The organism is Sorangium sp. So ce363, assembly GCF_051520435.1.
In the GTDB taxonomy this organism is placed as follows: domain Bacteria; phylum Myxococcota_A; class Polyangia; order Polyangiales; family Polyangiaceae; genus Sorangium; species Sorangium cellulosum_B.
The window spans coordinates 5,894,324-5,907,435 of the sequence record NZ_CP150333.1 but is presented as its reverse complement, the minus strand read 5'-3'; the positions used below and the strand labels follow the sequence as shown (position 1 = coordinate 5,907,435).

The following is a 13,112-nucleotide window of genomic DNA, read 5'->3' as shown; positions in this document are numbered from 1 at the left end:
ATCGGTCACGACCACGTTCGTGAGCCATGGTGGGGGCGTGGTCTGAGCGCGACCGAACGAGCTCGGTGAACCCCGATGCCCTCGAGCAGGCGGCTGCCTATTCGTCGGTGACGTGCATGACGCGGTTGCTGTTCATGTGGATGAGGATGGCGGTGTCGGTCGCGGGATGGGTGTCCAGTTGAAGGGACGGGTTATAGCCCGCGGCGGTGGGCGTGACCGTGCCGGTGGTGCTCCACCCGCTCGTCCCCCGCCTGGCCAGCCAGGGCGCTGAGCCCTTTCTGTAGGCGATCTGCGGGTTGAAGGCGTCATCGATCACCAGGGATAGATAGGAACCCTGAACCGCCGTGTCGACGGTGCTCACCGTCCAGTTCCCGGTCAAGAAGCTCCACGAGGCGGACTTCAAATCATTGTTGCTCGTGTACACGATCTCGCGACGGAGCGACCTGGCGTCCATCGACGCGTAGCCCCCGCCGTTCGCGTCGATCAGGGTGGGCGTCCAGGTGCCGAGAGAGGGCCCGACGAACCGGCTCACCTGCACCCCGACCGAGCTCTCGGTGAAGGCGACGAGCGGCGTCCCGCCATCGAGGGCGATCGCGTCGGAGGCCAGCCTGATCTGGTTCGTGTTCGCCTTGATCGTCCCGGTGAACCACGGATTCCCTCCGGTCTTCCGCGCGTGTTTCAGGCTCCGGACGCCAGCGCTCGTCTCCGTGGTGTAGACGACATAGACGATGTAATCCTGGATCCCCGAGTCGTACCTGACCTCGATCGAGGGGGTACGAACCACATCGACGGAGTCGACCGTCTCGCAGTCCCACTGGCTGAGGACGCCGCAGTTGCCGGTGTTTCCGCCGACCCGCCTTGCGACCTTCAGACGATACGTGTCGACGTCGACGTACGCGATGAACTCGGTGCCGTCCTCCTTGCCGATGGTCATCGAGAGGCCGTTGAGGAAGTTCACGGATTCATCGACCGTCTCTATCACCCAGGGCAGCCATCCGAAGGGGAAGCCGACGTTGGCCTCCCGGCGGGCGACCATGACGACGTCGCCGGTGGTATCGCTGTAGGCGACGCTGTGCCACTTGCTCCAGGCCCCCCCTCCCCAGTCCCTCCACGCATAGCCCTGCGCCGTGTGTCCGACCGCGCTGGTGCCGGGGATCGGCGACGTGGACCACGCCATCGCCTCGGAGCCCACCAGCAAGACGGCCGCCGCCATCGTGAACCGAATTCCTCTGAGCATGACCCGTCAACCTCCCATTGCATCACGGTGCAAGAAAGCCAGACGGAGCGCCGCCCCGTCGACACGGGGCATTGGCAAGCTGCATGCCAGAGAAGCGAACCTCTCTCGACATCCAAGCACGAAGGGAGCCTCCCGACGGGCCGCGAGCGCGCCGTCCTCTCGTTCGCGCTCTGGCATCCATGCGCATCGAGAGCGCCTGCCGGATCCGTGACATGTCACGTGACATGTCACATGACATGTCACGATATCGAACACTCGAGAGGGCGCCGTGGTGCCTGAGGCCCGACCGCGTGCGCGTCCGCGCCGCGCTCGGCGCTGCGCTGGCAGCGCCGGAGCTCGACGCGCCCGCCCCGCTCGCGGACGTCCAGGGGCCGTCCATCGTGCCGGCGGCTCGCCCCGGGAAACGCGCGCCGAGGAGGTGCAGGCGGGCGGCGCGACGGCGCCGGCTCACATCGCGGTGATCGCGATGTTGTCGACGAGGACCGGATCGCCGGTCGAGACGCGGATCTGCAGGTTGTTGTCGTCCGACGGCGGGGTGAACGTCGCCGAGCAGGTGGTGCTCCACGCGCTCGAGGGCGAGAAGCTCGTCCACATCACCTGGGCGCCGCCGCTCACGACGCGGAGCTCGGCCTGGGAAGACCCGCTCGCGGTGGTCCTGCGCGCGTCGAAGCAGATCTGGTACGGCCGCCCCGCGGCCAGCGCGAGCTGGCGGTTGCGCACCGGGTAGCCCGTCGCGCTCTGCGTCACGCGGACCGCCCAGTTGGGCGTGCCCGTCACCCGCCCGTCAGGGACCACCTGCGCCCGGCTCCCGTCGACGTCGTTGCGCCAGTTCGTGCGCTTGTCGAAGGTGTCGAAGTTCATGACGGCGGTGCTCTTCACGACGCTCGGCGCGGACACGAGGATGTCCGCGGTCCCGAATACGCCGAGCCCGAGCGTGAGCCCGTCGGACGGGGCGTTCACCTCGAACGTGTGCATCTGCCAGCCCGATCCCACGGTGTTCGCCACGTATTCGCCCCCGAGCCACGTCGTGCCGCTCTTCAGCCCCACCCACAGCGAGCTCGTGTACTGGCTCGCCTGCGTGTTGGTCATGAGCGTGATCCGGTAGCTGCCCGCGGCCAGGTTCAGCTTGCCGTGCGAGAGCGCGTCGGCGTAGCCCGCGCCGGTCGTGCGGTTGATGCGCGCCCACCGGTTCGTCACGTCGAGGGTCGCGAGCGCGGTGAGGTCCCAGAGCGCGTTGCGGCGCACGCTGTCGAAGCCGAGGTTGTACCAGTCGCGCCGCGCCTCGCCGCGCAGCCGCTCGAGGTCGCGCTGGATGTCGAACTCCCAGTCGAGCTCCTTGTCCGCCCAGCCGTAGTAGTTGGCCGGGGTGAGGCCGAGGCTCGTGACGAGCGAGACGTTGACCGTGGGGCCCTGGGCCGCGGGGTCGAAGCTCGGGTTGACGTAACCCCAGAAGAGCAGATCGCGCATCGAGAGGGCGTTGCGGCCCCAGCACCCGCCGGAGCACGCCGTGGACAGCGGGGCGATGATCATCTTGCCGTTCGCCGCGTTGAAATGGGGCGAGCCGCTCATGCCACCTTCCCCCCAGACGTTCATCTCGACGCCGGTGTTCGGCGCCGAGGCCGGGGTGAACCAGTGCCCCGCGCCGGTGACGCTCGTGACCTGGCCGTTCGCGTACATGCGCGTATCGAAGGGGAGGCTGCCGTTCTGCTGGTTGTTCGCCGAGATGCTGTAGATCTGCTGTCCGACGACGGGCGGCGACACGTCGAAATCGACGTAGCCGTACTTGTCGCCCGGGTTCTCGCCGGCGGCGTTCGGCCAGCAGAAGAAGAGCACGCCGTCCGTGTCGTTGAACGTCTGCTCCATCGCGTCGCACGTGAAGGCCTCCGTGTCCGACGCGGCCGTGCTGCCGTTCCGGTACGTGCGGAAGGTGATGGTCGTCGGCCCGCCCCCGCAGTGGGCCGCGCTGAAGAAGACGTTCGGGCCGATCATCACGCCGTTGCAGTAGCCGCCCAGCGACGCCTCGGCGAACTGGCTCACCGCGACGTCCGGGTTCGTGGTGTAAAGGCTGGCGGCGTTGACGATCCGCTGGTTCGGGCTGAGCGTCATCTCGGCGGCGAGCGCGCCCTCGGCCTCTCCGACCGGCTCGTCGTCGAGCTCATCGACGCCGGCGGTCGCGGCGCAGCCGGTGGTGACAAGGATTCCGAGGAACGGTGCGGTGCGGAAGAAGTGCTTCGACATGGTCGTCTCCGTGGGCTCCTGCGCGCTCGCGCGGCGCCGCGGCGCTGGCTGGCTGACACGCAGCGACGCGCCTGGATCGCTGTGCGTTCGACGCCCGGCCAAGCAACCGATATGCCGCCCGCGAACCGTGGAATCCGCGTTGCTGTCGGCGAGTTTGTCGCGCGGCCGTCGCACCGCGCCGCGCGGGTGTGGCCTGCGCGACCACAGGCCGGCGGCGCCCCGTCTCGACGTCCGTTGGCGGTCGCAGGGTCCTCGTGCCGCGTCGCCGAGGACGCGCTTGCGGTGCCGAACCGGCGCGAGCCGCCGGAGCCCAGCGACGCGGCTACCCAGGCCTGCGCTCGGGCGGCAGAGCCCGACGTTTGCAGGTTGAAGCAGATCAGTCGCAGGTGCCGCGCGCGTAGTTACCGGTCACCTCGACGGTGGGCGTGCCGGGTTCGATCTGAGCGGCGATGGCCTGGGCCTGGCAAGTCGGAAGCGATGATCGAGAGCTCTTGCACCACGGTCTCAAGGGAGCCGAGCGCAGCGATGTTCGTGAGTCTCGGGTTTTGCCTGATCAAGAGCGAGGGGACCGAGGTCAGATTGTCGAGCCCCGAAAGGGAGACGAGTCGATCGTTGTCAAGGATGGAGACGCAGCTGGTCGCGGCTTCGAGCATCTCGAGTCCGGTGAGGTCGCTCAGCCTCCGATCGGCGACGGCGGCGGACCAGCGCGCCGAGCCCTGCCACGAGCAATCCGACGAGTGCGCCGCGAGGCAGCTGACACTGGAGGCCAGGTTGGTGGGTAGGGGGTCCAAACGCGTTTGCGAAGGCAAGTGCCCACTCGCCCCAACGTTCGGTTGACATCATCGCACAACCACGACGTGGTCGTGCCATCCAGAATACCCTAGTAATTTTAGCGGGTAAGCGTGTCCCGTTGGGCTCAGCGGTTACCGCTCTACTGTACGCGCCTCCGGAGTGAGCACGCGGGCAGCGGACGCTTGATGCCCTCGGGTGTCGGCGGAGCCGACGTTGCCAGCGCCAGCGTGAGCGAGGTCGCAGCCCAGATTGAAGGTCGGACCGGGAGCGGGCCGGGAGCGGGAGCGGGAGCTCCAGCACCCTCGACGCGAGGTTATTCCCAGTTCTTGCGCTGGGGATTCTCCCAAGGCGCCTTGCACAACACGCAATCATCGCCGAAGAAATGGTCCCGCGCGCCCATGTCGTTGTAGATCCAGTAGCGCATCCATGCGACGATCGCGGGCCGCTCTTCGCCGCCGCCGTCGCTCTCGATGTATGCATGAGGCGCGCCCGTCAGCGTTGCCAGGAATGTGGGCACTTCGGACATGTCGTAGGTGTCCTGCTGGAGGGGCATGCCGACAGTATCCCGGGTGCCAGTCGTCTGCAGCATCGTGCCGTGGAGGTCGGCCGAGGCCCTGTGGCCGTGGATCGAGACGACAGTGGCCACCGCCTCGTGACCGCCGAGTTGCACGGCCGAGGTGCCGCCGACCGAGAAGCCCATCGAGACCGCGTGATCGACGTAGAGCTTGCCCTGGTATTTGCCTGGCGCGTCGTTCTGCTCCAGGATCCAATTGAGACCATCCTCCATCTTCCTGAGATTGCCTGCGTCGCCGGGGCCGCCACTGAGGACGGGGCACCCGACGACCACGAAACCGTGAGAAGCAAAGTTCGTCAGCATGGTCGTGTGCACCGCCACCTGCTGGCCGATGCCGGGGCCGAAAATGATCGGAGCGTGCAAGAAGCCGTCCACACCCAAGGGTTCGGGCCTAAACACCGTATAGGCTCCGTTCGGTCCCACGTTCCGCTCCACGGTCGTCGCGAACGGACCCTCGGCAGAGTAATCCGTGATGGGCGGGAGCGCCGAACCACCGGCTCCGCCGGCTCCTGCGCCGCCGTCACCTGCTCCGCCCGCGCCCGCGCCTGCTCCGCCCGCGCCTGCTCCGTCCATTCCACCGGCGCTGGTGTCGGCACCGCTACTGGCCGCGCCACCCGACCCAGCGGTTCCGCCGGTCGACGCCCCGCTGGTGGTGGCTGACACGCTCGAACTGCCCGCACCGGCAGCTTGTGCCGCGCCGCCGTTGTCTTCGCCGCACGCCAGCAGCGCGACGCTCGAGAGCAAGCAGAAGACATTGAAGCGCCTGACGGCTTTCTTTTTGTTGTACATGAGGCCTCTCTGGTTACGTCACGCCAGCGTCAAGCGCCTGCTTCAGGCCGACGATGACGAAGTTGGCAGACAGGTGGTTGCCAGGCGTTCCGCCTTGGAACCGTTGCAACGCTCCCCTGCATGCTGCTCATCTCGAGTGAGAGCCGACCGTCAGGGTCAACGCGCATGAAGAAGAAGGGCCCGATGCGCATGACGGTCTATCCAGGGTAAAGCGGAAGAGTATCCAGAAAGCCAATGTGAACGTTCACATTGCCGGCGTCAATCAAAAACCGCCGCGCGGCGATCCTCGATGATCCGATGGGTGCGCAGCGGCGGCCGGCCTCGTGAGATGCAGCGGCGCTCCGGGCCGTACGGCGGACGTGGCTCGGACGGAGATGCCGAAGTCCGTGATCGCGACGCCGCCGGCAGCAGCGGCCACCGCGCAGCAAGCCGCGGGCATCACGGCGGGCCCGGCAGGTGCTGCTGCGAGCGGCGGTGAGGAGAACGTTTGCGGGCCGAAGGGTGCGGCGGCGCCCCCCGGCGCGGAGGTCCGCTCCGCGCGAGGTGGCACGGGGCCAGGCGAGGCGCGCTTCGGCGTCAGCGGCTGCATCGAGGCTGGCGTTGCCGCATCGCGCTTCACAGTCCCGCTCCCGCTCGCCGGAAGGTCGTGAGCGTGCACGACGCCCGGCGGCTTGGGCACCACCGCGCTGCGCCACTTGGCGTGTGGCGCGAGCACGCCGTGGTAGATCACGAGCGGATATCTCGGCGGCGGTACCAGCGCAGCGAGCCGCGCCAGCAGCTCGACCGGCGTCATCACGCGGTGGGTGCCGCCGCGCCCTCCGTACTGGACGCGGTAGGCAACGCGGCCGTCGGGCAGCAGGCTGAGGCGATCGAGGGCGAAGCACGGCCGCGCGCAGTAGCGGACGAGGCGCTCGCGCCCTTGGTCGTCGTCAGCTTCGAGCCTCACCGCCGCCTGGACGTTGAACCCGTCGAGCTCCGCGGTGAACGTACCGTGCTTCTTCCGCTCGAAGCGGGCGTTGCCATCGTCCGCGGGTCAGAGCCCCGCCGATCGAGCGAAGCAAACGCGCCGCCCGACGCGGCTTTCGAGCGCCGAGAGCGACGCTTCTCCGCGGCGTGCGACGGGTTCGACGTGCATTGCGCGGTGCGCATCGCAGCGGATGATGATCAGGGCGCGAGAGGCTCGTGCGGTACTGCACCCGCCCGGCCTTCGTACTCGATCGAATCGAGATCCTGCCCGATGGGCGTATAGCATACTTGATGAAGACACCTGGGCGGGGACGCACTCATCGCGTCATGAGTCCACTGGAGTTCATGGCCCGGCTCGCGGCTTTGATTCCTCCGCCGAAGATCCCGCTTGTGAGATACCATGGCGTGTTCGCGCCTCGCTCGTCGTGGCGCTCTCTCGTGACACCCAAACCACCGGCCCGCGCCGCGAAGTCTGAGCCGTGCGCGGGGCACGCGCCTCTGCCCGCGTCGCCCGCGCCTGCGTCGCCCGCGCCCGCGTCGCCGTGCGCTCCCCCGGCGCTCTCAGCGAGGTCGCTCGTGCATGCCGACCCCACGGTGCGAGTTGAGCCGACCCTGATCTCGGTCTTGCACTGGGGGCGGCTGCTCGAAGGGGAGTTGTTCGCTACGTCGCGCTACGTCGAGTGGGCCGTGCTCATGAAGCGCTCGTTCGGGTTCAATGCGCTCCGATGCCCGAGATGCGAACGGAGGATGCGCGTGCTTTCCACGATCACCGACTCAGCGGTGGAGCGCCGCATCCTCGATCATCTGAACTTGCCCTCGCAGCCCCGAACGGCAGCACCCGCGCGCGATCCAACGTGGGAACCGATGGCGTCCGGGTTCGACGCGGCGTAGGTGGGCACCCGGCCCGAGCCCGTCATGGCGAACGCACGTCGCGGTCGTCGAGCCAGAGCTGCACCCAATGCACGGCGCGCGGGCCCTGCGACGGGGCGAGCGGGTGTCTGATGCGCGAAAGACGGCTCGCCCGGCGCCGTTCCCGCGGGGCTCGACACGGGCGAGAGTTCGATGGTTTCCTATCCGCCCACGATCCACCAATTCCGCAGAAAAGATCAGTGAATGCAGGTAGATAGCTCCACCCCTTCGTACTGGCTTACCAGGATGAGCGCGCCGCAGCTATAAGGGGAGCAAGCGGACCCGGCGGGCCGCGTTACATCGCCTCGCGCCTCGGTTCATGTCGTCTCACCGGCGCCTTCGCGCCCGTCGGGCGGCGCATGGTATACGGCCTTATCCATGGTCTCCCGTCGTGTCCTGCTCACCGCGGCCGGGCTGCTCTCCGTCGGCGCGCTCGCCTCGCGGCTGGCCCGCGCCGAGGGGCCCGCGGCCGCGGCCGTCCGCGCGTTTCCCCTGTCGATCGCCGTGGCGGAGGGCGACGGGGGGGAGCCCGTGCGCGACGAGGCCTGGGTCGACGCGCAGATCGCCGAGGCGGTCCGGCTGTTCGAGCCCGCCGGCGTGGCGCTGCGCAAGGCCGGCTCGCGCGCGCTCGCCCCGAGGTTTTCGCGGATCGAGACGCGCGCGGACCGCGACGCCCTCGCCTCGGCGCTCGAGGCGCGCCGGATCAACGTCATGATCGTCGCGTCGCTGCGGGACGTCGACGATCCGCGGCGCTTCCGGATGGGCGTGCACTGGCGTCACCGGGCCACGCCGGAGCGCCGGTTCGTCATCGTCGCGGCGCACGCGCCGCCCACCGTGCTGGCGCACGAGCTCGGGCACTTCTTCGGGCTCGGGCACAGCGGCACGGACGACAACGTGATGAGCTACACGCGCACCGGGGCGCCCGTCGCCTTCGACGCGGCGCAGATCCAGACGATCCGGTCCTCCGCGCGCAGGTACGCGGCGAGCAAGGCGCTCGATCCCGCGTGAGCCCGCGCGGGATGGGACCTTGTCGCGCGCGGTCGGGCGCAGTCCCATTGCTGCCGAGCCCGGCTGTATGCCAGTCTGCCGGGAGAGCAAAGAAGGAGCATTTACAATGAAGCCGATGATGAGGGGATAGGAAAAGGAAACGGGTTCCGGCAGTCAAGAAACTTCGCCCGCGTCGGCTAGAGTGGACGTAATATTACAGCCACGATCCACCAATTCCGCAGAAAAGATCAGTGAATGCAGGTAGATAGCTCCACCCCTTCGTACTGGCTTACCAGGATGGCTCAGGTGGGGCAGAAGAGGCCGCAGAGGGCCTGGGCCTGCGTGATGCATTGCGCGTCCCACTCCGTCTCGCAACAGGACGTGTCCACCGCGCAGACTTCCGCCACGCACGGAGAGCACTGCGGATCGAGGGGCGCCCCGACGACGCAGAGACCGTGAGCGCACGCCGCGGCCTCGCACTCCCCCAGGAAGTCGCCGTGGGCGAGGTGCGCGTCCACGGCCTGCGCCGCGACCTCGATCGTGTGGGCCTTCTCGGGGTTGCTCGGCGGCACGTGACAGATCGTCACCTCCCCACCGTTATTCGGATCCGGACCGTTCACCACCCGCAGCGCGCCCTCTGCGACCTGGCCGTCACGCGTCCCATCCCCTGTGTTCATGCAACCTATCGCGGCCCCCACGAAGAGGATGGAGACTGCGTACGCCGCGCTTCGACGGATGTTCATGGTTCCCCCTTTGGGCGGCAGATCCCTCACGCTCCGCGCGTCGCGCCGCCAACGGGGCTACTCTCGCAGCATCGAATCATCCCGCAATCGTCCTTCTCCGCAACCGCGTGACGTCGCCGTCCGACGGCGTTCCGGCGTCGTCCGACGTGCGCCCTCGCGGCTCACCGCGCGGACGGCGGAGGGCCGTCCAGCCCTCGATCGCGAGCGGCGACGACGCACGCGGGCGCGCCGCCGCAGACGGGGTGCAACAGGGCGTGCGCGGCCCGTCCGTTTTGTACTACCCTCGCGCCCGTGCCGCGCCCGCTCCTCGCCCGCCGCCTTCAAAGGACGATGTCGGCTTTGTGGCGCGACGCGTCCGCGAGCGTGCGCTTCTTTGGCTACGGCGCCGCGGTTACCTCGACGAGCGCACGGCCGAGGAGCGTAGCAACGAGACCGTCGTGCCCTCCGCACTCGATGCGTGTACCCAGCTCGCACTCGCAGGTGGAGCTTTCCTTGCGCGGCCTTTCGAGCACAAGGACAGTCCCGACGCGGCTTTTGAGCGCCGAGAGCGACGCTTCTCCGCGGCGTGCGACGGGTTCGACGTGCATTGCGCGGTGCGCATCGCACCGGATGATGATCAGGGGCGCGAGAGGCTCGTGCGGCACTGCACCCGCCCGGCCTTCGCACTCGATCGAATCGAGCTCCTGCCCGATGGGCGTATAGCGTACTTGATGAAGACACCTCGGCGGGGACGCACTCACCGCGTCATGCGTCCAATGGAGTTCATGGCCCGGCTCGCGGCTTTGATTCCTCCGCCGAAGATCCCGCTTGTGAGATACCATGGCGTGTTCGCGCCTCGCTCGTCGTGGCGCTCTCTCGTGACACCCAAACCACCGGCCCGCGCCGCGAAGTCTGAGCCGTGCGCGGGGCACGCGCCTGTGCCCGCGTCGCCCGCGCCTGCGCCTGCGCCCGCGTCGCCCGCGTCGCCCGCGTCGCCCGCGCCCGCGTCGCCCGCGCCCGCGTCGCCGTGCGCTCCGCCGGCGCTCTCAGCGAGGTCGCTCGCGCATGCCGAGCCCACGGTGCAAGTTGAGCCGACCCTGATCTCGGTCTTGCACTGGGGGCGGCTGCTCGAAGGGGAGTTGTTCGCAACGTCGCGCTACGTCGAGTGGGCCGTGCTCATGAAGCGTTCGTTCGGCTTCGATGCGCTCCGCTGCCCGAGATGCGAACGGAGGATGCGCGTGCTTTCCACGATCACCGACTCAGCGGTGGTGCGCCGCATCCTCGATCATCTGAACTTGCCCTCGCAGCCCCGAACGGCAGCACCCGCGCGCGATCCAACGTGGGAACCGATGGCGTTCGGGTTCGACGCGGCGTAGGTGGGCACCCGGCCCGAGCCCGTCATGGCGAACGCACGTCGCGGTCGTCGAGCCAGAGCTGCACCCAATGCACGGCGCGCGGGCCCTGCGACGGGGCGAGCGGGTGTTTGATGCGCGATAGACGGCTCGCCCGGCGCCGTTCCCGCGGGGCTTGACACGGGCGAGAGCTCTATGGTTTCCTATCCGCTCCATCGTCGAGCGCTACGTGGCCTCGCTCGGCGAGCGGAAGAGCGAGTTCGCGGGCGCCGAGGCGGCGAGCCACCACAAGAAGATCGCGGAGCTCGCGAGCGCCGAGTTCCCCGGGTACGAGCTCGCCTACATGATCGAATACGGGGTCTACGGGCTCGCGAACGCGGTCGCGAGCGAGTGAGCGCCTCCCGCGCGGTGCGGCGCGGCGCGGTCGATCAAGCGCGCCGCGCGCACCTCACCGGTACATCGACCCCGAGGGGAAGTCGACGTCCACCAGCGTGTCCATGCCGTCGATCACCTCGACGGACGGGACGCGCACGACGTCGCTCCTCGGGTCTCCGTCGAAGTCCTCGAGCCAGACATCGACGTCATGGTACCCCGCGCCGAGGCCGTCGAAGGTGACGCCGAATTCCTCGCAGTTCACGCGCGCCTTGTAGACGAAGCCCTCCTCGCTTTCGACGCGGACCGCGAGCAGATCCACGTCGTAGTCGGAGCACTGCCGCGCGTCGCTGATGCCGTTGATCGCCGTCGTTACGGTGAGCGAGCCGCTCCCGAGGTCATCGACGTGATCATGGTCGTCGTCGCCATCGACGACGACGCATCCCGCGAGCGAAGCGGCGGCGAGCGTGAGGCCAGCGAGACCGGAGAGCACCTTCGAGAGTTTCATGGGGATCGTCTTTCCTTATCCAGCGAGGTCTGGCGCTGTCGCGCCGATGCCCATGTATTCAGCAAGTGCTATACCATCAGCGCGCGCGCCCCGGCGCCGCCGGATGGCACCGCTGTTGCTGCGATGAACCTCATGGAGATGACCATGCCTGTCCTCGACCCTTCGTCGCCCGGAAACTCCGCGCATCCGCTGCGGCGCGGCAAGCTCGCCGCGCTGGCCGCGCTGACCACGCTCGCGCTCGCGCTCCTCGGTGGGACCGGGTGTGTGGCCGAGGTCCACACCAGGACCGTCACGCCTGCGCCGGCGACCGTCACGTACCAGGAGTTCGCGGTGGTCGAGGAGCCCGTCGTTCACATCGCGGCGGCGCCGGTCCACGTCGAGACCTACCCCCGCGTGTACTACCGCGGGACCTACGTCTACTACGTGGATGGCCGCTGGTACTATCCGGCCCACCACGGCTGGGTCTATTACCGCGAGGAGCCGCGCGCCCTGGTGCACTACCGCGTCGAGTTCGAGCGACGCCGCCCGCGTCACCACCACGTCCACCATCACCACCCCCACCACGTGACGACGGTCAGGCCGTCGGCCTCGGTCAGGGCGTCCGCCTCGGTGAGGCCGTCGGCCTCGATCAGGACGGCGGCGCCGGCGAGGCCGTCGGTCTATCGCAGCGGATGACGATCAGGGGCGCGAGAGGCTCGTGCGGTACTGCTCCCGCCCGGCCTTCGCACTCGATCGAATCGAGCTCCTGCCCCATGGGCGTATAGCGTACTTGCTGAAGACACCTCGGCGGGGACGCACTCACCGCGTCATGAGTCCAATGGAGTTCATGGCCCGGCTCGCGGCTTTGATTCCTCCGCCGAAGATCCCGCTTGTGAGATACCATGGCGTGTTCGCGCCTCGCTCGTCGTGGCGCTCTCTCGTGACACCCAAACCTCCGGCCCGCGCCGCGAAGTCTGAGCCGTGCGCGGGGCACGCGCCTCTGCCCGCGTCGCCCGCGCCCGCGTCGCCGTGCGCGCCGGCGCTCTCAGCGAGGTCGCTCGTGCATGCCGACCCCACGGTGCGAGTTGAGCCGACCCTGATCTCGGTCTTGCACTGGGGGCGACTGCTCGAAGGGGAGTTGTTCGCTACGTCGCGCTACGTCGAGTGGGCCGTGCTCATGAAGCGCCCGTTCGGGTTCGATGCGCTCCGATGCCCGAGATGCGAACGGAGGATGCGCGTGCTTTCCACGATCACCGACTCAGCGGTGGAGCGCCGCATCCTCGATCATCTGAACTTGCCCTCGCAGCCCCGAACGGCAGCACCCGCGCGCGATCCAACGTGGGAACCGATGGCGTCCGGGTTCGACGCGGCGTAGGTGGGCACCCGGCCCGAGCCCGTCATGGCGAACGCACGTCGCGGTCGTCGAGCCAGAGCTGCACCCAATGCACGGCGCGCGGGCCCTGCGACGGGGCGAGCGGGTGTCTGATGCGCGAAAGACGGCTCGCCCGGCGCCGTTCCCGCGGGGCTCGATACGGGCGAGAGTTCGATGGTTTCCTATCCGCCATGACCTCGGTCTGATCGCGCCGGGAGCGGCACGTGGCTGACTGCGTATGCCAAAGGTGACGTGTCCGGGAACGCCGGATGCGGAAAATCCGCACGTCCGGTGTGACGAGGGCGGGGTAGCCGG

Annotated in this window: 12 protein-coding genes and 2 pseudogenes; 8 read left to right on the top strand and 6 right to left on the bottom strand. The window is 68.6% G+C overall.

Features of this window, described 5'->3' with window-relative positions; translation table 11 throughout:
• Positions 1-97 precede the first annotated feature (97 nt).
• The 4 genes from WMF12_RS22160 to WMF12_RS22145 all read right to left on the bottom strand — a co-directional run bounded on the left by WMF12_RS22160 (position 98) and on the right by WMF12_RS22145 (position 6,576).
• Positions 98-1,237 carry a hypothetical protein gene (locus WMF12_RS22160; protein ID WP_437873505.1) on the bottom strand — a complete coding sequence of 380 codons (1,140 nt, stop codon included), beginning with the start codon at positions 1,235-1,237 and terminating at the stop codon, positions 98-100.
• Positions 1,238-1,684: 447 nt separating this feature from the next.
• Positions 1,685-3,475 carry a trypsin-like serine peptidase gene (locus WMF12_RS22155; protein WP_437873503.1) on the bottom strand — a complete coding sequence of 597 codons (1,791 nt, stop codon included), beginning with the start codon at positions 3,473-3,475 and terminating at the stop codon, positions 1,685-1,687.
• Between the two features lie 1,105 nt (positions 3,476-4,580).
• Positions 4,581-5,630 carry an alpha/beta hydrolase gene (locus tag WMF12_RS22150; protein WP_437873502.1) on the bottom strand — a complete coding sequence of 350 codons (1,050 nt, stop codon included), beginning with the start codon at positions 5,628-5,630 and terminating at the stop codon, positions 4,581-4,583.
• 262 nt (positions 5,631-5,892) lie between these two features.
• A complete protein-coding gene (locus WMF12_RS22145; RefSeq protein ID WP_437873501.1) occupies positions 5,893-6,576 on the bottom strand; it encodes a transposase in 684 nt (227 codons plus the stop codon).
• Between the two features lie 236 nt (positions 6,577-6,812).
• Here WMF12_RS22145 and WMF12_RS22140 point away from each other — a divergent pair.
• From WMF12_RS22140 to WMF12_RS22130, 3 genes and pseudogenes are all read left to right on the top strand, one after another.
• Positions 6,813-6,956 (top strand): annotated as a pseudogene (locus WMF12_RS22140) (hypothetical protein); the annotation flags it as partial.
• 216 nt (positions 6,957-7,172) lie between these two features.
• Positions 7,173-7,487: a hypothetical protein gene (locus tag WMF12_RS22135; protein WP_437873993.1), complete on the top strand. Its 315-nt coding sequence runs from the start codon at positions 7,173-7,175 to the stop codon at positions 7,485-7,487.
• A gap of 396 nt (positions 7,488-7,883) precedes the next feature.
• The gene (locus WMF12_RS22130; protein ID WP_437873499.1) at positions 7,884-8,513 is read left to right on the top strand and encodes a hypothetical protein; all 630 of its coding nucleotides are present in this window, start codon (positions 7,884-7,886) and stop codon (positions 8,511-8,513) included.
• Positions 8,514-8,794: 281 nt separating this feature from the next.
• Here the strand turns inward: WMF12_RS22130 and WMF12_RS22125 are convergent, their stop codons facing one another.
• On the bottom strand, positions 8,795-9,235 hold the full coding sequence (locus WMF12_RS22125) for a hypothetical protein (RefSeq protein ID WP_437873498.1): 441 nt from the start codon (positions 9,233-9,235) through the stop codon (positions 8,795-8,797).
• A gap of 107 nt (positions 9,236-9,342) precedes the next feature.
• On the opposite strand from WMF12_RS22125, the pseudogene WMF12_RS22120 reads away from it, so the two are divergent.
• From WMF12_RS22120 to WMF12_RS22110, 3 genes and pseudogenes are all read left to right on the top strand, one after another.
• A pseudogene (locus WMF12_RS22120) lies at positions 9,343-10,062 on the top strand (transposase); the annotation flags it as partial.
• Positions 10,063-10,293: 231 nt separating this feature from the next.
• Entirely contained in the window at positions 10,294-10,590 is a 297-nt protein-coding gene (locus WMF12_RS22115) for a hypothetical protein (protein WP_437873992.1), read from the top strand.
• A gap of 205 nt (positions 10,591-10,795) precedes the next feature.
• Complete coding sequence (locus WMF12_RS22110) at positions 10,796-10,960, top strand: hypothetical protein (RefSeq protein WP_437873496.1); 165 nt, start codon at positions 10,796-10,798, stop codon at positions 10,958-10,960.
• 54 nt (positions 10,961-11,014) lie between these two features.
• Here the strand turns inward: WMF12_RS22110 and WMF12_RS22105 are convergent, their stop codons facing one another.
• Positions 11,015-11,446: a hypothetical protein gene (locus WMF12_RS22105; protein WP_437873494.1), complete on the bottom strand. Its 432-nt coding sequence runs from the start codon at positions 11,444-11,446 to the stop codon at positions 11,015-11,017.
• A 144-nt stretch (positions 11,447-11,590) separates the two neighbouring features.
• Here WMF12_RS22105 and WMF12_RS22100 point away from each other — a divergent pair, with 144 nt between their 5' ends.
• Both WMF12_RS22100 and WMF12_RS22095 read left to right on the top strand, forming a co-directional pair.
• Positions 11,591-12,121: a hypothetical protein gene (locus WMF12_RS22100; RefSeq protein WP_437873492.1), complete on the top strand. Its 531-nt coding sequence runs from the start codon at positions 11,591-11,593 to the stop codon at positions 12,119-12,121.
• Positions 12,108-12,800 carry a transposase gene (locus WMF12_RS22095; protein ID WP_437873882.1) on the top strand — a complete coding sequence of 231 codons (693 nt, stop codon included), beginning with the start codon at positions 12,108-12,110 and terminating at the stop codon, positions 12,798-12,800. Before WMF12_RS22100 ends, WMF12_RS22095 begins: the two co-directional genes overlap by 14 nt.
• Positions 12,801-13,112: the final 312 nt, after the last annotated feature.